We start from the raw sequence: 19,931 nt of genomic DNA on the forward strand, positions 1-19,931 counted from the left end.
TATAAAAAAACCGCCTATCTCAGGCGGTTTTTTTATTTAGATTTTCTGGATTTCTGCAATCCACTTTTGTTTCTCTTCATCTGAAATGAAGGAAGCTTCAAAAGAGTTCACTGCTAGCTGTTTCAATTCATCATTACTTAGATCTAGTGCCTGCTGAATTGCAAAGAAGTTATCATTCATATATCCACCGAAATATGAAGGGTCATCTGAGTTAACAGTCACGTGTACGCCTTTTTGCAATAGACGACGGATATTATGGTCTTTCATATCCTGAACAACGCATAGCTTTAAGTTACTTAACGGACAAACTGTTAAAGGCATTTTTCCGTTAATTAAACGCGTCATTAATTGTTCGTCTTCTTCAGAACGCACACCATGGTCAATACGGTTTACTTTGAGTAGATCTAAAGCTTCCCATACATATTCAGGTGGACCTTCTTCACCAGCATGAGCAACGATCAAGAAACCTTCTTCATGTGCTTTAGCAAAAACACGTTCAAATTTAGCTGGCGGATGCCCTACTTCACTTGAATCAAGCCCTACAGCAATAATGTCTTGTTTAAATGGCAAAGCCTGTTCAAGTGTTTCAAATGCAGCTTCTTCACTTAAATGACGTAAGAAACACATAATCAGTTGAGAGCTGATACCAAACTTAGCTTTAGCATCTGCACAAGCACGCTTTAAACCGCTAATCACTGTTGAGAACGCAACACCACGGTCAGTGTGGGTTTGCGGGTCAAAGAACATTTCTGTATGAACAACATGATCTTCGACACATTTCTCAAAATAAGCCCATGCTAAATCATAAAAGTCTTGTTCATGTACAAGAACATTCGCACCAGCATAGTAAATATCTAAGAATGATTGAAGATTATGAAAGTTATAAGCTTGCTTTACTTCTTCAACAGATTTGTAAGGAATCTGAATCTGATTGCGCTGGGCAATTGCAAACATTAATTCAGGTTCAAAAGTCCCTTCAATATGCACATGCAATTCGGCTTTTGGTAAAGCGCGAATCAGCTCGACTTGATTCATATTAACTCCACATCTAAAGAAAAAAGGGTGTATTAAGCACACCCTTTAATAATTTCCTTCTTATATAACTGGCACTAAAGTAGTTCTAGAAGAAAACTATAAAAATTGTATTAACCGCCAAAGACGATAAATTTAAAAACCCAAAGCGCAGCAATAATCCATACCATGTACGGTACAGTTTTAGCCTTACCTGTGAATAATTTAACTAATGCATAGCTGATAAAGCCCATTGCAATACCATCTGCAATTGAATAAGCAAATGGCATAAATACAATAGTTAAAAATGCTGGAACAGCTTCTGTAATATCATCCCAATCAATATGAGTGATCCCTTGGATCATCAACACACCAATGAACAATAAAGCTGGCGCGGTTGCAAAACCTGGTACAGATTGAGCAAGAGGTGCTAAAAATAAACAGCAAATAAATAATAATGCAACAACTACTGCAGTTAAACCAGTACGCCCACCCGCTGCTACGCCTGAAGCCGATTCAATATATGGAGTAGTTGAAGAGGTACCTAATGCAGCACCGGCAACAATTGCAGTAGAATCTGCAAATAGTGCTTTTTTCAAACGTGGTAATTTACCATCTTGTAAAAGACCTGCACGATGCGAAACGCCAACCAAAGTACCTGTACTATCGAACAAATCGACAATAAAGAATACGAAGATGACGCCGATCATGCTGGCAGTAAATAAACCTTTAAAATCCATTTGCATGAAAGTCGGTGCAATTGAAGGAATTTGGCCCACTACACCCTTAAATTCGTTTAGACCTAAAGCGGTAGCAATTGCTGTAACCACCAAAATACTAATAATGATTGCGCCACGAACTTTCAAATGATGCAAAACCACAATCAGTAGAAAGCCAAATAAAGCGAGCAATACAGTAGGTTGTTTAATATTGCCTAAACCAACTAAAGTAGCTTGGTTAGCCACAATAATTCCAGCATTCTTTAGTGCGACAAGTGCAAGGAATAAGCCAATACCACCACCTATTGCAAATTTAAGCGACATTGGAATTGCATTGACAATCGCTTCACGAATTTTAAAGAAGCTAATTGCAAGGAAGACAAGACCTGAAACAAAAACAGCAGCTAAGGCTGTTTGCCATGGCACGCCCATACCCATACAAACTGAATAAGTAAAATAAGCATTTAAACCCATACCAGGGGCCAGTGCGATTGGATAATTAGCAATGATCCCCATTACTAAACAACCGATTGCTGCTGCCAAACAGGTCGCAACAAATACGGCGCCATGATCCATGCCGGTTTCAGATAAAATGAGTGGATTGACAATAATGATGTAACACATCGTTAGAAATGTAGTTACACCCGCAAGAACTTCAGTTCGGAAAGTGGTTTTATTATCGCTTAACTTAAATAAACGCTCTAACCAGCCTGCCGAAGAATTGGGCGCCGCCATAAGTAGCCTCTATGCAAAATCTGAACTATGGAATATTTACATCTATGTAGATAACTGAACAATATTGTTTTTCTGTTCAGACCTATAAACAAAAATCTCAAATAAAAGAAGCAACAAATATGCCACTCATCTGATGTCTGTTTTCATACATAGGAAATAGCCACAGCCCTCTTGAAACACAAAAAAGCTGCATAACCCCTATGCAGCTTTTTTACTATACGTTCAATAAGTTTAACAGATTCAACAGAAACATGATCAAAATTTATGAAAAGATATGACCAATGACAAAGTAAAATTTAGAAATTTATCAGTCAATTTTGTTAAAAAATAATTTTTTTCTCACTGATATATTCTTGCATATTATAGGAAGCTAAATTGCTGTGATGAGCATGATTTGGATTACGTTCGATACTTTGTAAGTTTTTTTCTGCTTCTTGAATGATCTGCATTAGCTGTTGATGTCTTTTATTTTGAGTATCTAAATAAGCCCAATACCCTAATACAAAGACAATACTTACACACAACACTATTAATACTTTATTGATCATTATTATTATCTCTATGTTTTTAATGTTAACGATCTTAACAAAAAATTATAGCTTTGTGAATATTTTCACATTTATTTACAATAATACACTATTCTTCAAATTATTGAAAATAAAGGTGATTTTAAATTTATCATTACAATTATTGATAAATACAAAACTTTTCCATTGAAAAGTAACTTTATTTCAAAACAGTTTATGTTTAGTTATTTTTAATATTAGCTTTTCAAGTATTTTCATTATTAAGTTCATTTAAATCTGTAGTGTAGACTAATGTGTATATAGCTTGAAATTTCTCTCAATTTTCTACCGATTAAATAAGATAAAAATATCCATTTTTCTATCAACTATTTTATTTAAAATTATTTGGTGATCTCGCTCTTTTTCATATTTCATCTTTAGCTTTAAAAGTAAAATTTCAATTTTAACTAAAAGAGCACTTTTTCTTAGTTAACATCTAATGTTCATTTAATCGTTCTATAAATCGTACTAAGCTTTCCATTTTCAGTGCTTTATTACGATAAACGCTACGATAAACTACGCTCAGATAGAAAATTAAATCAGGAGAATACATCATGTTTGATATGCGTTTATCTCACGAGCGTGGTGCAGCACATCATGGTTGGTTACAATCAAAACATAGCTTTTCATTTGCTAACTATTGGGACCCTAAACAAGTTGGTTTTTCTGATCTACTTGTAATTAATGATGATAACGTTGCCCCATCTAAAGGCTTTGGCACTCACCCTCACAATAATATGGAAATTATTTCCTATGTACTTGAAGGTGCATTAGAGCATAAAGACTCGATGGGTACAGGTTCTGTGATTGTGCCGGGTGACATTCAGCTCATGAGTGCAGGTCGTGGCGTTGCTCATAGTGAATTTAATCATTCAGCTCAAGAAGGCGTTCATTTCTTGCAAATTTGGGTTGTTCCAAATGAAGTGAATACAGATCCGGGCTATCAACAAGTTCATATTGATGAAGCAGACAAACGCGGTAAATTGCATTTGATTATCTCACCAAAAGGTGGCGAGAAAACTTTGTCGATCAAACAAGACATTAATATTTACTCAGGTCTTTTTGATGGTGAAGAAACTGCTGAATTTGTGATTTCTGAGGGTCGATATGTTTACCTACACGTTGCCAAAGGTCGCGTTGATGTAAATGGTAAAACCTTTAACACTGGCGATGCTGCACGTATTCGTGAAGGCGGAAGCTTATCGTTTACCAATGGTGATAACGCCGAAATTTTGATTTTCGATATGCGCCCTGAAGAAGTTCCAACCATGCCATAATGCAACGAAGCCCCCACATAAAACTTTATGTGGGGGCTTTTTATAGAGTTGATAGGAATTCTAATTGTGATCAATGCTCTTCTGAGCGTGCCATCTCTGTATTGATATAACTCATGATCATGGTCGTTAACCCCTGTACCATTTCATCAAAACTGATATAAGGGTTTGGCAAAATAAGATGCCGCGCCACATTAAAAATCCCACTATTAATGCAGATGTACGTAATCACAGCTACGTTGTTAATTTTTAAATATTTAGGATTATGCATCATATATTTCATGATGACTTCCACTAAAGCCTGCTCAATTTTTGGAATGTATTTATCGTACTGTAACTCGCCTGCATAACGTAAAACAGTTAAATAACGGTCATTATTTTTCTTTAATAAATCACTAAAAGTATAAAAAATCATTTCAATGACAGGTTCTAACTCCAACTGTAAAATAGTTGGCGTAAGTTCCGTAATCATGTCCAAAATTTCTCGAACAAAATAGTGATTCATCGCATCATAAATTTCTTCTTTATTTTTAAAATATTCATATAAAGATCCGACACTCACTCCTGCAATTTCTGCAATATGGCGTGTGGTGGTGCCACTTGGTCCATGAAGCGCCACTGCAATAAAACCCGCTTCAATAATAGTATCGACAGTAACTTTGGCTCGAGTTTGACGAGGTTTACGCGTGGTCATACGATCTAACCAATAATCCGAACATAAAGTCAGATTAGCATGTAATCAGACTCAGAAGAAATATAAAAACAAAATCCGAATAGTTGTCAAACTTGATCAAAAAAAGCCTTCAAAATAGATGCGATTAAAGATATCGAAACATTCTTATATTTACTCTAATGATCTCAATAAAAATAAATTATTTATTATTTTTCAATAATATGTACAAACTTTTATTAAATTTTTTCTTATGCAAAAAATTGATAAATTACTTTTATATATTTAAAAATTTACCCGAATTGAATCCGAACATAAAGTCAGATTAATATGAAAAAATTAAAGAAGAGTCACTAAATAGTTTGTCTATCTTTACTCTTCTTTCCGTTATTCAGCCAAATAATCAAACAAATAACGGAGCAACAACACCGTAGTCAATGCAGAGAATCATCTGCTTTTGAAAATGGAATTTTACAGTGCTTTGTTGATCATTGAGTTTATTGATTTTCATCAAAATGCACCATTACTTTGCCTCAGGGTGTCGCCATGATCTCGACCGCAGTTAAAAAATCATTCAACAAACTTAAATTTCAGCGTGAAATTGAGTTACCGGATTTTTCTAGCAAAAGCTCAATTCCAATCCGACATTTAAATATTGGTTTTGATGGAAAGGAAATTGATGTCAGATTCTATATGGACAATCAATTTGCTACTTTGTTTTTTGCCACACTTTCGGTGTTTTTAACCTATGGTGAAGATCTGGTTATTGAAACCGCTCGCCATCACCGCGAATTTATTAAAGACCCAGTTTTAAAACAACGTGTTACCTCACTGATTGGCCAAGAAGCAATTCATTCTAAATTGCACAATGAATATAACGATGCCCTTCAAGAGGCTGAATATCCTGTTGCGCTATATCGCTTTCTTGGTTCGAACTTCTTTAAATATGTATTTTTGAAATTTCCACAACCACTAAAATTGTCAATGATGGCAGGTATTGAGCATTTTACTGCGGTACTTGCTGAATACATGATGAAGCATGAAAAGAATTTCTATTATTCAGATGATGCAAAAAGCCGTGCATTGTGGATGTGGCATATGCTTGAAGAATCTGAGCATAAAGACATTGCCTACGATGTTTATCAAATCTTAAATGGCAGCTATCCACTGCGCGCATCTGGTTTCTTCCTTGCGCTATTTACGATTTTAGGCTTAATCCCTGCGTCAACGTTATTTGTTCCTGTGTTAAGAAAACCGCAAGAGATGCTGACCTTAAAATTCTGGAAAGATGCTCGTCGTGGTGTTGGCTTAATTTTTGGTCCAAAAGATGGTGTTTTTGGCAGTACGATTGGTCAAATTCTTGACTATTTACGCCCAGACTTTCATCCAAATGATCATGATACGACTGAATATCTTGAGTATTACAAACAGAAATTACTGAACGAAGGCGGCGCGATTGCACCTTACTTTGTTAAAGAATTTACCCCACCAGTACGCATGTCTTAATCGTCCTGTATTTCCAGCTATCGAACAGATAGCTGGTATCTCTTCAAGCTATTTATGGATGAATCATGATTTTATTTGGCAAAAAGAAAGTTAAACCAAGCCAAAAAGCTTATGCCGTAGTGACGGGTGCAGGCAGTGGGATTGGTCGAAGTTTTGCACTTGAACTTGCAAAACGTGGTGGCAACGTAGTGTGTGCAGATATTAATCTGGAAGCTGCTGAAGAAACAGTAAAACTTCTTGAACAAGAAGGCGCCAAAGCTTTTGCTATGCGTTGTGATGTGAGTAATGCTGAACAGGTTAATCATCTAGCTGAAACTGCTGAAATCTTACTTGAACACCCTGTAACTCTTGTCATTAATAATGCTGGTGTGGGTTTGGGTGGCAAGTTTGACGAGCTAAGCCTAGAAGACTGGAACTGGGTCATGAATATTAACCTTTGGGGTGTTATTCACGGTTGTCATGCATTTGTTCCAAAGTTTAAAAAGTTAGGTTATGGCGCAATTATTAATGTTGCTTCTGCTGCGTCGTATACAGCTGCACCAGAAATGACCGCCTACAACGTGACTAAAGCGGGTGTACGTGCGCTTTCAGAAACGCTTTCTGCCGAACTACACAAGTTCAATATTAAAGTGAATGTACTCTGCCCGACGCTGGTTCCTACCAATATCATCAAAAATGGTCGAATTCCCGGACGCTATTCAAAGCTAGCAGACCATGCGCTGATGAACTATGCCTTCACGACAAGTGATGATGTCGCAAGATTAACCCTTAATCGCCTTGATCAAGATGAGCTTTATACCATTCCTCAAATTGATGCGAAGTTATTCTGGCTCATGAAACGTGCATCTCCAAGCTTGTATAACAAGTTCCTTGGCACATCGTACAAATTATTTAAATAAGAAATTTATAGGTAGTACACATATGACTGCTCAAATGAAAACAAATGCTTCAGCAAAAAAAGCTGTCAAATCACCAAACCATATTTTCGATACTTTTATTGTAGGTGCTGGTATTTCAGGTATTGCCGCTGCTATTCGCCTAGATCAAGTGGGTTATACCAATTATAAAATTATTGAAAAAGCTGGCCGTGTTGGTGGAACATGGCGTGAAAACACCTATCCAGGTTGTGGTTGCGATGTACCATCTGCTCTTTATTCTTACTCGTTTGCACCAAGTGCAAAATGGAGCCATTTATTTGCGCGCCAACCAGAAATCTTAAGTTATCTGGAAGATGTAAGTAACGAGTTTAAAGTTACATCTAAAATCGAGTTTAATAGCGAACTGCTGAATGCAGCATGGGACGACTCACGTCATGTGTGGGTACTTGATACCAGTACTGGTCAATATTTATCTAAAACCGTTATTTTTGCCACAGGTCCAATTACCGAAGCTCAAATTCCACGTCTTGAAGGCTTAGACACATTTAAAGGCGAGATGTTCCATTCAGCTAAATGGAACCATGACTATGATTTGACAGGTAAACGTATTGCCGTGATTGGTACTGGTGCATCTGCCATTCAGTTTGTGCCACAAATTCAACCAAAAGCGAAAGAGCTTTTTGTATTTCAACGTACAGCACCTTGGGTACTACCGAAACCAGATACAGACTTGGGCGAATTTAGTAAATCAGTGATTGCTAAATATCCGTCTATTCAGGCGAGCTGGCGTAAAAGTGTAGCGTTAACGCTGAATGCAATTAACTTTGGTTTACGTAATCCACTTGCCCTAAAACCAGTCAATGTATTGGGTAAGCAATTACTTAAATTGCAAATTAATGACCCTGTACTACGTAAAAACGTAACGCCAAACTTTGATATTGGTTGTAAACGTATTTTATTCGCTAACAATTATTATCCAGCACTACAAGCACCGAACACGTCTCTTATTCCCCATGGTTTAGTGAAAGTTGAAGGCAATACAGTGGTTGCTGCTAATGGTGAACGCCACGAAGTTGATGTGATTATTTGGGGTACAGGTTTTGAAGTATCTCACCCACCCATTGGTAAACGCGTCTACAATGAAAAAGGCCAATGTTTACAAGATATATGGAAAAGTAGTTCTCCAGAGGCTTACTTAGGGACCAACATTGAAAATGTACCAAATGCATTTTTAGTTTTAGGGCCTAACGTACTGGTTTATGACTCTTTCATTGGTTTGGCAGAAGCACAGCTCGACTATATCGTTGATGGCTTATTGAAAATTAAAAACCAAGGAATTAGCAAATTAAATGTTAAATCTGATGTGATTAAAAAGCATAATGATTTAGTGCAAAAGCACTTACAAACAACGGTATTTAATAGCGGCGGCTGTAAGAGTTACTACCTTGATGCCAACGGGCGTAACTTTGCTGCATGGCCTTGGTCATTGAAAAAACTTAAACAACGTTTGAAAAAAGTAGATTTGAAAGATTATGAAGTGACGTATCAAACGACAAAGACTCACTAATTTGTAATTTCGATCAAATCCGTTGAAAGAAAGAGGCAGTGTATTTTAGGTTTTCATAAAATACACTGCCTTCTTCGTTGAATATCTTCAAGAAATAAAAAAACAGGATAAAGATGAAAGAAGGTCAATCAAGTCGTACCGCCGAAGCTGCTGCTGCATTACGGGCCAATCATTTTCAAAATACGAAGAACCCTGTATTTTCAGACCCATATGCTTTTGAACTAACCAGTAAAGGCTGGAAAAAACTTCTCTCTAGCCCACTGATTGTTAAAGTCATGAATTCTTCGGTTTTAAACCGCACTTTAGGTTTACTTACTGGGCAAGTGGTCGGACGCTCTCGTTATGCCGAAGATTTACTTGATCAGGCAGTTCAACAAGACACTCAACAATATGTATTAGTGGGTGCTGGCCTAGACTCTTTTGCACTACGTGAATCACACCATTACCCTACTTTGAAAATTTTTGAAGTCGATCATCCTGATACTCAAGCAGCCAAACAAGCAAAGCTCAAAAAGTTAGGAAATATTCCTGCTACCGTTGAGTTTGTCGCAATTAATTTTGAGAAAGAGTCTATTTCGGAAGCTCTGACCAGAAGTATCTATGATTCATCAGCTCCTGCATTTTTTTCGTGGTTAGGCACAACTCACTATTTAACCCCGCAAACGACCTTGCAAACTTTAAAAAGTATTGCCGAATTTGCTGCAAACGGTAGTGAAGTGGTACTCGACTATTCGACCGATTTTCAGGAATTAAATGGTATTGAGCGACTTGGAAGTATGGGCGTTGCACAATTTACCCATTTGCTGAAAGAGCCTTTACTAGGTCAATTTAAACCAATAGATTTACATCATGCAGTGGAGCAGATGGGATTTGAAGTAGTCGAAGATCTTTCAGGTGAAGCCATTACTGAACGTTATTTTAATGCACGAATTGATGAAATTCGCCACACCTCAGCAACACGGTTATTGCATTTACGTTTAAATAAATAAAGATACTTTGATCATTGGTTATTTAACCGCATGGCATGAGGTGTTTTCCCATGCCATCTTTTATAGGCATGAATAAAACTGGCAGGCTCGGCATAGCCTAACCACTCGGCAATCTGTTCAACCGAAGCTTTTGGTAATGCCAAATATTGCTCAGCTAAGACCTGCCTAACCTCTTCACGAATCTGAATGAAGGTCATTCCTTCAGATGCCAAATGACGGCGTAAAGTACGGACATTTAAATGCAAACGTTCAGCCACAATTTCCATAGAAGGCATTTCACCTCGCACAGTCATCAATTGCTGTTGTACTAAATTAATAAATTTCTTTTGGGTTTGACGCTTATCTAAAATTTGTCGACATTGTTCTTCTGCCGTATGTAGCACCAGCTCATTTGCCATTTGCAGCTTTTGATTAATTTTCTGTGCATCAAGCAGAACAAAACTTTTACTAGAACCAAATTCAGGCATGACCCCAAATAATTTTTCATAAGCTTCTAAATGATCTGTAGGTTCAAAAGAAAAAGCCAAATATTGGCAAAAGTTATCTTGTACGAGGTCGCGTTGCACCGTAATAAGAGCGGCGGCATCACGTTCAATAATAAATTGCCTAACCAAAGATGGAATTCCTTCCTCTTCAATCTCGACACGTGTTCCTGCATCAGTATCTGAAACTAAAAAACGGGTAAACGCAAAAGTAAGTGAAAAATAAGTGAGAGCTAAATCTAGTGCTTCACGAATGCTGGCACTACTCATCAGTGCCATACCTAATGGCCCAAATGTTGTGAAATGATAGCGTGTACCTACTTCTAAACCCAACACTGGTCGGTCTGGGAACTGCGCAACCAGATTATGAATGAGCTGTAATTCCTGTTGTCCTGACACCACCATATTCGGGTCAAGCAACTGTTGTTGACTCAATCCTGTTCCATCTAATATGGTCTGATAAGAAGCACCTGCTTCTACTGCAAAATCAGCCATGAGTCGGACACTATGTATGCTGCGTTCAAATGCCCAAGCGTACGTCACTGTACTTTCCAAAATGTCCTCGAATCACAATATTTTGTCCTCATCCATCCTCTAAATCAAGTTAATAAACGTCTATTCTGCATACAGGAAATTGCGATTCTTTCGCCCACTGTTTTTAAGGATTTAGAGCAGCCTATGTTTAATTCGTCGACTAATTCAAATAAAAATGTACGCATCGCCATCATTGGCACTGGCTTTGGTGGTCTAGGACTTGCCATTCGTCTCAAACAAGCAGGTTTTGAACAATTTACCCTATTTGAAAAAGCTGCCGATGTCGGCGGTGTTTGGCGTGACAACACGTATCCGGGCGCTGCATGCGATGTGCCTTCTCATCTTTATTCTTTTTCTTTTGAACAAGAACTTGGTTGGAAAAATCGCTACGGAAGCTCTCAAGAGATTTATCAATATTTACGTCACTGTGCCGATAAATATGACATTCGCCCACATGTTCAATTTAATACTGAAATAGCCAGTGCCAAATTTGACGCACTGCAAGGTGTATGGCACATTCAAAGTACTTCTGGTGAACAGTTCGAAGCTGAATTCTTAATAGGCGCTGTAGGCCAACTCAACCGCCCTGCTTATCCAAAACTCAAAGGCATTGAAAACTTTAAAGGTAAAGCATTTCACTCAGCGCGTTGGGATCATGATTATGACTTAACTGACAAACGTGTTGCTGTGATTGGTACAGGTGCAAGCGCAATTCAGTTCGTACCTGAAATTGCAAAACAAGTAGCACATCTAGACGTTTATCAACGCTCGGCACCGTATGTTATTCCAAAACCAGATCGCGTTTACCAACCTTTAGAGAAAAAGGCTTTCCGTAAACTTCCGATTTTGCAAAGTCTAGATCGTGCTTTGCAATATGGACACCATGAAATTCGCCTACTGGCTTTTACAACCTCACTTAACGAAATGCCTTTGGTGGAATATTTATTCCAACGCCACATTCGTAAAGTCGTTAAAGATGGGAAGTTACGCCACCGTTTAATGCCTGACTATCCAATTGGTTGTAAACGTATTTTAATCTCTAACCATTGGTATGAAACACTGACTCAACCTCATGTCGATGTGATTAATACGGGCATTCGAGAAATTACTGAAAATGGCATTTTAGATACGGAAGGAAATCTACGTGAAGTCGATACCATTATTTATGGGACGGGCTTTGCCGCAACGGAATTTATGGCGCCAATGCAGATTACAGGTCTTGATGGTCGTACCTTAAAAGACACATGGAAAGATGGTGCAGAGGCTTATCTCGGCTTAACTGTGAGCGGCTTTCCAAACTTCTTTATGCTTTATGGTCCAAACACCAATCTTGGGCACAACTCAATTGTGTATATGATTGAAAGCCAAGTGAATTATATTTTAGATGCCATTCAAACAACCCTACAAAACCAACTTTTGTTCACCAATGTTCGTGCAGAAGTTCAACATGAGTTTAATCAAAGCATTCAAGAAAAAATGAAAAAAACTGTCTGGGCACAAGGTTGTACCAGTTGGTATCAAACTGCGGATGGTAAAAATACCAATAACTGGCCGGGTTTTACCCTTGAATATCGACAACGTACTCGTCGATTCGATGTTGAAAACTACACTCAGGTTTCAGCTATTTCTTAAACAAGCTTCACCATAGGAAATGAGAAAAATAAACGGAGAATTTTATGAAGTCTTTTAAAAATAAAGTCGCAGCTGTGACAGGTGCTGGCTCTGGTATTGGACAAGCACTTGCCATTGCACTCGCAAAACAAGGTTGCCATCTGGCACTTTCCGATATTAGTGAAGCGGGATTAGCTAAAACAGTCGAGCTGTTAACGCCTTATTCAGTCAAAGTAACCACCAAAAAAGTCGATGTGGCTAAACGTGATGAGGTTGCAACTTGGGCAAAGGCAGTTGTAAATGAGCATGGCCAAGTTAACCTGATTTTTAACAATGCTGGTGTCGCAATAGGTAGTACGGCTGAAGGTGTGAGCTACGAAGACCTTGAATGGCTCATTGGTATTAATTTTTGGGGCGTGGTTTATGGCACCAAAGAATTTTTGCCTTACTTAAAGCAAAGTGGTGATGGGCATATTATTAATATTTCCAGTATGTTTGGCTTAACAGCTCAACCGACCCAAAGTGCTTATAACGCCAGTAAATTTGCCGTTCGTGGCTTTACCGAGTCTCTACGCCAAGAACTCGATATGCAAAACGCTGGGGTTAGTGCGACCTGTGTGCATCCAGGTGGAATTCGTACCAATATTGCCAAAGCTGCTCGTATGAATAACAGCATCCAGTCTTTAGGAATGGACCCACTAAAAAGTCAGGATGCTTTCGATAAATTACTTCGCACTCCAGCCAATGATGCAGCTCAACAAATATTAGAGGCTGTTCGTAAAGACCGCCGTCGCTTACTGATTGGAGCCGATGCAAAAGTCGTTGATGTAATTCAGCGTATTCTTCCACAGGGTTACCAAAAGATTTTTGCAACTGCAACCGCATTGCAAACTCGCCTACTCAACAAATCAGCAAAATAAAAATAGTGGTCAGCATACTCTTAATTTTAAGAGATGCTGGCCGATAAATAACAAGCTCTAGTATGAGTTCTTATTATGAAGCAGCTTCTTGCATGGACTATCCGTACCACGTTACGTCCAGCTTTATCCCCCAAAATACCACTAAAACTACAGCGTTTTTGTAGCGATGCAGCCAGTGCTATTGTGCTTGGGCCACGTGGTTATAAAACAAAAAAGCAAACAATTGCTCAAGTGCCAACAGTTCATATTCAGCCCAAAACGATTAAGTCAGGGCTGGGTATCTTGTATTTACATGGCGGTGGCTATGTTGTTGGTAGTTCAAAAAGTCACACTAAGCTTGCGGCTCAAATTGGACATGCAGCTCAAGCACAAGTCTGGTTACCTGAATATCGCCTCGCTCCAGAGCACTCAAACCCTGCTGCTATTGAAGATGTCATTGCAGTTTATCAAGCTCTACTTGTCCAAGGACAAGACCCGAAAAAACTCGTGTTTGTCGGAGATTCTGCGGGTGGCGGGCTCAGTTTAAGTACTGCAATTGCGATACGGGACGCAGGGTTACCGTTACCAGCGGCGTTAGTTTTACTTTCACCTTGGGTTGACTTAAGCCTCTCTGGAAGCACGATGAAAACTCATGCAGCTCAAGATGCAATGCTGTCAGAAGACTGGTTAGCTTGGTGTGCAAAAAACTATTGCGGACAAAAATCGGGAACCGATTCAATCTGTTCCCCACTCTATGCCGACTTAACTGGATTACCACCTGTTTTAATTCATGTCGGTACAGAAGAAGTCTTATTAGACGATGCAAAACGCCTTGCTGAACAAACTGAAAAATATGGTATTCCGACGAATTTGAAGGTTTATGACCGAGTCGGACATGTTTTTCAGTTTCACGCAGGTATACTAAATGAATCTAATGACTCGATTGAGCGCATTGGGCAATTCATTGATAAACATACACAGTCAATATAAAAATATCGCCAGAGAGGAGTCCTCGGCATGACAACAAACAATTATGACTATGATTACCTTATTATTGGTTCAGGCTTTGGTGGTAGTGTTTCTGCCTGCCGTCTAACCGAAAAGGGCTACTCTGTTGCTGTAATGGAAATGGGGCGACGCTGGGAAGCTAAAGATTTTGCTAAAAATAACTGGAATACCCGTCGCTGGATTTGGCGCCCGGGCATGAAACTTTTCGGTTATTTCAACATGCGTTTTTTTCGCCATGTCACCATTATTTGCGGTAATGCTGTAGGTGGCGGCTCAATCACCTATGCCAATACCCTACTTGTTCCACCTGAACATATTTGGGATGAAGGCACGTGGGCAGATGCCGCGGACTGGAAAAATGAAATGCCACAGCACTATGCTGAAGCAGAACGCATGCTTGGGGTGACGGATAATAAAATTTTCGGTCCTGCCGACCACATGCTCAAAAAAATGGGCGACGCAGTTGGTGTTGGACATACATTTAAACCGACTCGTGTTGCAACGTTTTTTCCACCCGAAGGTGAACAAGGTGGCAAGACCTACCCTGACCCGTACTTTAACGGCGAAGGTCCAGACCGCGGAACCTGTACCGCATGTGGCGGCTGTATGACAGGTTGCAAACACAACGCAAAAAACACCTTAGATAAAAACTATTTGTACTTTGCCGAGAAAAATGGTGCCAAGGTTTACGAAGAAACCAAAGTTGTTGACGTTAAACCACTCAATGGTAAAGCCGATGGCAGTGATGGCTATGAAGTTACGACTGAATGTTCAAGCTCATGGTTTAACAAACAGCGTCGTACATGGCGTGTTCGAAATGTGATTTTCTCGGCATCGTCTTTAGGTACGCAAGAAATGCTGTTCCGTTTAAAACAGTCTGGTTCTCTGCCAAATATTTCTGATGATTTGGGCAATCGGGTTCGTACTAATGCTGAGTCAATTTTAGGCGTTCGCTTTTTTGGTAAAGATGTCGACATGAGTAAAGGTGTTGCCATTGGTTCAAGTATTTACCTTGACCATGACACTCACATTGAAGCGACTCGTTACCAAACTGGTTCAGATGCCATGGGCCTCATGTGTACTTACATGGCTAAAGGCAAACCGGGTTGGACGCGTATTTTCTTTTGGTTATGGGCTTTTCTGAGCCATCCATTTATTTTCCTTCGCATGAGTAACCCTGTCAGTTTTGCACGTCAGACTTTGATTTTCTTGGTGATGCAAACCGCTGATGCTTCAATTAACATGCGCTTGAAACGTAATTGGTTCTGGCCTTTTGGTAAGGTGTTATCGAGCGAAGGTAAAAAGCTACCTGTGTATATTCCGCAGGCCAATGCTTTTACCGAAAAAGTTGCCAAAATGTTTAATGGTCACCCAATGACGACTATTACCGAAATTTTGTTTAACGTACCTTTTACAGCCCACTGTATGGGTGGTTGTGCGATTTCTTCAAGTCCAGAGCGTGGCGTGGTAGATGGACAAAACCGTGTCTTTAACTATAAAAACTTATACGTTGTGGATGGTTCAATGTTAGGTGCCAATTTGGGCGTCAACCCAAGTCTTACCATTACAGCTCTAGCAGAACGTGCAATGTCGTATATTCCAGCTAAGCATACTTTGGATAAGCAACAAGACCATAGAGCAGATACAGAAAACGCAGAGATCACGAAAGCATCGGCTTAAGATAGAAATTTGTTTTATAAAAAAAGCCTATTTAAAAATAGGCTTTTTTTATTTCGCTTTTTAAATTACATCGCTACGGCTTTAGCACGAGCTGCATGCAATTTTTTATAGCTCTCGATCAGACGTAAATGGCGATCAAGTCCTTCTAATTTCATGCTTGTTGGTGTTAAACCATAGAAGCGAACACTACCATCGACAGAACCTAGTACCGCATCCATTCGTGTATCACCAAACATACGACGGAAATTAGTCAGGTAGTCTTCAAGCTCTAGTTCTTCATCTAACATCACTTCAAGCACCACATTCATGCACTGATAGAACAAGCCACGCTCAACAGTGTTGGTGTTATATTGCAAGTAAGTTTCGACAAGCTCTTTTGCTTCTTCAAATTGTTGTAAAGCAACATAAATCAGCAATTTCAACTCTAAAATTGTGAGCTGTCCCCAAACTGTATTGTCATCAAATTCAATACCAATGAGTGTAGTGATTTCAGTGTAATCATCTAGTTCACATTCTTCTAAACGTTCAACCAATGCCTCAAGCTGTGCGTTATCTAAACGATGCAGATTTAGAATATCTTCACGGAATGAAAGTGCCTTATTGGTATTGTCCCAAATCAAATCTTCAACCAGATAAATTTCTGAATAATCTGGTACTAAAATACGGCAAGCTGTCGCACCTAAGTGCTCATAGACTGCCATATATACTTCTTTGCCCATCTCTTCGAGAATGCCGAACAATGTTGCAGCTTCTTCTGCATTCGACTCTTCGCCTTGACCTGAGAAATCCCATTCAACAAAGTCATAGTCAGATTTAGAACTAAAGAAACGCCAAGAGACCAAACCGCTTGAGTCAATAAAGTGCTCGACAAAGTTGTTTGGTTCAGTCACGGCGTTACTTTGGAAAGTCGGTTGAGGTAAATCATTTAAGCCTTCAAAACTACGGCCTTGAAGCAATTCAGTTAGACTGCGTTCCAACGCAACTTCAAAACTTGGATGTGCACCGAAAGATGCAAACACCCCACCCGTACGCGGGTTCATTAAAGTCACACACATTACAGGGAACTGGCCACCTAACGATGCATCTTTAACGAGAACAGGAAAGCCTTGCTCTTCTAAACCTTTAATACCAGCAACAATACTTGGGTATTTTGCTAATACTTCTTCAGGTACATCTGGAAGTGTAATTTCACCTTCCAAAATTTCACGTTTTACAGCACGTTCAAAAATTTCTGACAAGCATTGAACTTGGGCTTCCGCCAAAGTATTACCTGCACTCATACCATTACTTAAGTACAAGTTTTCAATTAAATTTGATGGAAAATATACAACTTCATCGTCAGACTGGCGCACAAAAGGTAGCGAGCAAATACCACGCTCTACGTTGCCTGAATTGGTGTCATATAAATGCGTACCAAGCAATTCATCATCTGGGTTGTAAATCTCAAGACAGTATTCGTCTAAGATTTCTTTAGGCAATTCACCATTCGGACCCGGTTTAAACCATTTTTCATCTGGATAATGCACAAATTCAGCATTGGCAATCTCTTCACCCCAGAACTGGTCGTTATAGAAGAAGTTACAGTTTAAACGCTCAATAAACTCGCCTAATGCAGACGCTAAAGCACTTTCTTTAGTTGCACCTTTACCGTTGGTAAAACACATCGGAGACTGTGCATCACGAATGTGTAGTGACCATACATTCGGGACAATATTACGCCAAGATGCGATTTCAATCTTCATGCCCAAATTTGCCAAAATGGCAGACATATTGGCAATGGTTTCTTCTAATGGCAGGTCTTTACCTTGAATAAAAGTATGGCTTTCTGAAGTTAAGCTTGGCAATAACAATGCTTGTGCATCTGCATCGATGCTTTCCACTTCTTCGATAATAAACTCAGGGCCAGTTTGAATCACTTTTTTAACAGTACAACGGTCAATCGAACGTAAAATCCCTTGGCGATCTTTCTCTGAAATATCGGCTGGTAATTCAATTTGAATTTTAAATGTTTGCTTATAGCGGTTTTCAGGATCAACAATATTATTTTGCGATAAACGAATGTTATCGGTTGGGATATCTCGAGCGGCACAATACACTTTTACAAAGTACGCTGCACACAATGCTGATGATGCTAAAAAATAGTCAAATGGGCCCGGTGCCGAACCGTCACCCTTGTAGCGAATTGGTTGATCGGCAATTACCGTAAAGTCATCGAACTTAGCTTCCTGTCGAAGATTGTCGAGATAATTAACCTTGATTTCCATGCTGGCACCTAAATATTTTTATGTGTCAGCACAGACACATAAAATTCTAAATATTGAAAAATAAGCCGAATCACAGCGAAGAAATTGACTTAAAAAAATGAGAGATTAAAGCCATGTGTTTAATGAACGACTCAATTGGCTTTAATAAGATTGGCGGTATTATAGAGGGATTTTGTGCAGTTGATAACTAAAGTTAAAACATTGCTGCTCACAATGTTTTAACTCGTCTTTAATTTACTTAAATATTGAACGTTAAAACTTAAAGGTGTAATCGACATTTAAACGTGTTTCATTTGCCGAATGGAATGTCATATTGGTAGGCATATCGTTGCGATAGTGAGAAAAACGAGCTCGCACCCCCAAACCTTTTAACTTACCTTCAGGAATTTTATAGCCTAAATCAAATTCCATCGACTCTTCTTTAAAACGTTGATCGCCATATTGCAACAAATCAATGTCTTGACCTTTTGCATAACGAGTCATAAAGCGTAGTCCATTTAATGAAACATCACCTAATCGGGCATTTTTAAAATCATATTCGTAACGAATCGAATAGACTTTTTCGTCTTTATTTGAATAGTCCGAACTCATAAAATCAAGCACGACTGGACTTTCAGTTCCTGACAAAAATGGCAGACCAGTTGAACCAAACGACTGCATGTAGCCCAAAGAAACCGTATGATTTTGATAGTTCAAACCAAATAAGCCACTAATATGTCGGTTATCGACCTCTCCTATTTTTTTACTTCCAGTTTCTTCACTATTAAAAAAACGTACATCGCTTAAAAAATTAAGCTGATCGTTTAAAGGTTGTTTTCCGTTAAAGCCTAAAAACTGTTGCTGGTAAATGTCTTTGAGTTCGGCATGGTAAGCACGCAAACGGTAATCCTTTAACTGATAGCTTCCACCCAATGTATAAAAAGAATCGGTAGTTGCCGCTTTGTCAAAACGATGGTTGATATTGTCTGTTCCAACATCGGTATAACGAATTGAATCGCGCTGGCGCACTTCATCGACATAAAAGCCTTCGAGTTGAAGATTTGGAATTTCATTTGAAACAAAGCGGATACCGCGATAAGTCTGTGGGAACAAACGTGCTGGCGATGAAAAAATGGTCGGCAACTGTGGAACTAAGTCCCCCACAAAAAGCTCATTTTTTCTAAATTTAGCCTTCCCCGTAATGCCAATTTTTCCATAATAATCATCACGCGAGTTATCGGTATTCACTGGTAATAAGCCACTACGTGCATAGTCATCAGCACGGCTTCCCATCAGGTTAAAACCTGCCATAGCTAGCACATCAACACCAAACTCAACTGTCCCTTCGGTATAACCAGATTGTCCTTTAAGAATTAAACCCTGCGCCCAATCTCTAGCTGCTGTATAGGGATATGGGTCTTTTTTATAGTCTCGGTCAAAGTAAAAATTACGTAGTGTTAGCTCAGCTTTACTGTCTGAAATAAACTCGGCATGCACAACTTGACTAAATAACGGGCACAAGCATACCCCCACCCACAATGGTGTCTTTTTCATTTTTT

General features: G+C 39.0%; 16 protein-coding genes. 9 read left to right on the forward strand and 7 right to left on the reverse strand.

Features of this window, described 5'->3' with window-relative positions:
- Positions 1-36: 36 nt before the first annotated feature.
- The 3 genes from WA249_RS08650 to WA249_RS08660 form a co-directional block, all read right to left on the reverse strand.
- A complete protein-coding gene (locus tag WA249_RS08650; RefSeq protein ID WP_336167896.1) occupies positions 37-1,035 on the reverse strand; it encodes an adenosine deaminase in 999 nt (332 codons plus the stop codon).
- Positions 1,036-1,145: 110 nt separating this feature from the next.
- A complete protein-coding gene (locus tag WA249_RS08655) occupies positions 1,146-2,465 on the reverse strand; it encodes an NCS2 family permease (protein ID WP_336167898.1) in 1,320 nt (439 codons plus the stop codon).
- 320 nt (positions 2,466-2,785) lie between these two features.
- The gene (locus WA249_RS08660; protein WP_336167900.1) at positions 2,786-3,013 is read right to left on the reverse strand and encodes a hypothetical protein; all 228 of its coding nucleotides are present in this window, start codon (positions 3,011-3,013) and stop codon (positions 2,786-2,788) included.
- A gap of 572 nt (positions 3,014-3,585) precedes the next feature.
- Here WA249_RS08660 and WA249_RS08665 point away from each other — a divergent pair.
- Entirely contained in the window at positions 3,586-4,308 is a 723-nt protein-coding gene (locus tag WA249_RS08665; protein ID WP_336167902.1) for a pirin family protein, read from the forward strand.
- Between the two features lie 70 nt (positions 4,309-4,378).
- On the opposite strand, the gene WA249_RS08670 is transcribed toward WA249_RS08665, so the two are convergent.
- Positions 4,379-4,999 (reverse strand): TetR/AcrR family transcriptional regulator, encoded by a 621-nt coding sequence (locus WA249_RS08670; protein WP_336167904.1) that lies wholly within the window; start codon positions 4,997-4,999, stop codon positions 4,379-4,381.
- Between the two features lie 522 nt (positions 5,000-5,521).
- On the opposite strand from WA249_RS08670, the gene WA249_RS08675 reads away from it, so the two are divergent.
- The 4 genes from WA249_RS08675 to WA249_RS08690 all read left to right on the forward strand — a co-directional run bounded on the left by WA249_RS08675 (position 5,522) and on the right by WA249_RS08690 (position 9,915).
- Positions 5,522-6,481 (forward strand): metal-dependent hydrolase, encoded by a 960-nt coding sequence (locus WA249_RS08675; protein WP_336167905.1) that lies wholly within the window; start codon positions 5,522-5,524, stop codon positions 6,479-6,481.
- 65 nt (positions 6,482-6,546) lie between these two features.
- Positions 6,547-7,380, forward strand: coding sequence for an SDR family NAD(P)-dependent oxidoreductase (locus tag WA249_RS08680; RefSeq protein WP_336167907.1), 834 nt, complete (start codon positions 6,547-6,549; stop codon positions 7,378-7,380).
- Between the two features lie 22 nt (positions 7,381-7,402).
- Positions 7,403-8,926: a flavin-containing monooxygenase gene (locus WA249_RS08685; RefSeq protein WP_336167909.1), complete on the forward strand. Its 1,524-nt coding sequence runs from the start codon at positions 7,403-7,405 to the stop codon at positions 8,924-8,926.
- 113 nt (positions 8,927-9,039) lie between these two features.
- Positions 9,040-9,915 carry a class I SAM-dependent methyltransferase gene (locus WA249_RS08690; RefSeq protein ID WP_336167911.1) on the forward strand — a complete coding sequence of 292 codons (876 nt, stop codon included), beginning with the start codon at positions 9,040-9,042 and terminating at the stop codon, positions 9,913-9,915.
- A gap of 11 nt (positions 9,916-9,926) precedes the next feature.
- On the opposite strand, the gene WA249_RS08695 is transcribed toward WA249_RS08690, so the two are convergent.
- Positions 9,927-10,940, reverse strand: a complete 1,014-nt coding sequence (locus tag WA249_RS08695) for an AraC family transcriptional regulator (RefSeq protein WP_336167913.1) — start codon at positions 10,938-10,940, stop codon at positions 9,927-9,929.
- Between the two features lie 135 nt (positions 10,941-11,075).
- On the opposite strand from WA249_RS08695, the gene WA249_RS08700 reads away from it, so the two are divergent.
- The 4 genes from WA249_RS08700 to WA249_RS08715 all read left to right on the forward strand — a co-directional run bounded on the left by WA249_RS08700 (position 11,076) and on the right by WA249_RS08715 (position 16,129).
- Positions 11,076-12,563, forward strand: a complete 1,488-nt coding sequence (locus tag WA249_RS08700) for a flavin-containing monooxygenase (protein WP_336167915.1) — start codon at positions 11,076-11,078, stop codon at positions 12,561-12,563.
- Positions 12,564-12,607: 44 nt separating this feature from the next.
- Positions 12,608-13,462: an SDR family NAD(P)-dependent oxidoreductase gene (locus tag WA249_RS08705; protein ID WP_336167917.1), complete on the forward strand. Its 855-nt coding sequence runs from the start codon at positions 12,608-12,610 to the stop codon at positions 13,460-13,462.
- A gap of 75 nt (positions 13,463-13,537) precedes the next feature.
- Positions 13,538-14,431, forward strand: coding sequence for an alpha/beta hydrolase (locus WA249_RS08710; protein WP_336167919.1), 894 nt, complete (start codon positions 13,538-13,540; stop codon positions 14,429-14,431).
- A gap of 27 nt (positions 14,432-14,458) precedes the next feature.
- Positions 14,459-16,129: a GMC family oxidoreductase gene (locus tag WA249_RS08715; RefSeq protein WP_336167921.1), complete on the forward strand. Its 1,671-nt coding sequence runs from the start codon at positions 14,459-14,461 to the stop codon at positions 16,127-16,129.
- A 65-nt stretch (positions 16,130-16,194) separates the two neighbouring features.
- On the opposite strand, the gene WA249_RS08720 is transcribed toward WA249_RS08715, so the two are convergent.
- Entirely contained in the window at positions 16,195-18,393 is a 2,199-nt protein-coding gene (locus tag WA249_RS08720) for an OsmC domain/YcaO domain-containing protein (protein WP_336167923.1), read from the reverse strand.
- A 252-nt stretch (positions 18,394-18,645) separates the two neighbouring features.
- Positions 18,646-19,926, reverse strand: coding sequence for an OprD family outer membrane porin (locus WA249_RS08725; RefSeq protein WP_336167925.1), 1,281 nt, complete (start codon positions 19,924-19,926; stop codon positions 18,646-18,648).
- Between the last annotated feature and the right edge of the window lie 5 nt (positions 19,927-19,931).

It is taken from the genome of Acinetobacter sp. 161(2023) (genome assembly GCF_037027805.1).
Lineage (GTDB): Bacteria > Pseudomonadota > Gammaproteobacteria > Pseudomonadales > Moraxellaceae > Acinetobacter.

What these genes read in the sequence shown, in the direction of transcription:
- WA249_RS08650 (WP_336167896.1), bottom strand. Translation starts at nt 1,035, where the DNA reads ATGAATCAAGTCGAGCTGATTCGCGCTTTACCAAAAGCCGAATTGCAT.
- WA249_RS08655 (WP_336167898.1), bottom strand. Translation starts at nt 2,465, where the DNA reads ATGGCGGCGCCCAATTCTTCGGCAGGCTGGTTAGAGCGTTTATTTAAG.
- WA249_RS08660 (WP_336167900.1), bottom strand. Translation starts at nt 3,013, where the DNA reads ATGATCAATAAAGTATTAATAGTGTTGTGTGTAAGTATTGTCTTTGTA.
- WA249_RS08665 (WP_336167902.1), top strand. Translation starts at nt 3,586, where the DNA reads ATGTTTGATATGCGTTTATCTCACGAGCGTGGTGCAGCACATCATGGT.
- WA249_RS08670 (WP_336167904.1), bottom strand. Translation starts at nt 4,999, where the DNA reads ATGACCACGCGTAAACCTCGTCAAACTCGAGCCAAAGTTACTGTCGAT.
- WA249_RS08675 (WP_336167905.1), top strand. Translation starts at nt 5,522, where the DNA reads ATGATCTCGACCGCAGTTAAAAAATCATTCAACAAACTTAAATTTCAG.
- WA249_RS08680 (WP_336167907.1), top strand. Translation starts at nt 6,547, where the DNA reads ATGATTTTATTTGGCAAAAAGAAAGTTAAACCAAGCCAAAAAGCTTAT.
- WA249_RS08685 (WP_336167909.1), top strand. Translation starts at nt 7,403, where the DNA reads ATGACTGCTCAAATGAAAACAAATGCTTCAGCAAAAAAAGCTGTCAAA.
- WA249_RS08690 (WP_336167911.1), top strand. Translation starts at nt 9,040, where the DNA reads ATGAAAGAAGGTCAATCAAGTCGTACCGCCGAAGCTGCTGCTGCATTA.
- WA249_RS08700 (WP_336167915.1), top strand. Translation starts at nt 11,076, where the DNA reads ATGTTTAATTCGTCGACTAATTCAAATAAAAATGTACGCATCGCCATC.
- WA249_RS08705 (WP_336167917.1), top strand. Translation starts at nt 12,608, where the DNA reads ATGAAGTCTTTTAAAAATAAAGTCGCAGCTGTGACAGGTGCTGGCTCT.
- WA249_RS08710 (WP_336167919.1), top strand. Translation starts at nt 13,538, where the DNA reads ATGAAGCAGCTTCTTGCATGGACTATCCGTACCACGTTACGTCCAGCT.
- WA249_RS08715 (WP_336167921.1), top strand. Translation starts at nt 14,459, where the DNA reads ATGACAACAAACAATTATGACTATGATTACCTTATTATTGGTTCAGGC.
- WA249_RS08720 (WP_336167923.1), bottom strand. Translation starts at nt 18,393, where the DNA reads ATGGAAATCAAGGTTAATTATCTCGACAATCTTCGACAGGAAGCTAAG.
- WA249_RS08725 (WP_336167925.1), bottom strand. Translation starts at nt 19,926, where the DNA reads ATGAAAAAGACACCATTGTGGGTGGGGGTATGCTTGTGCCCGTTATTT.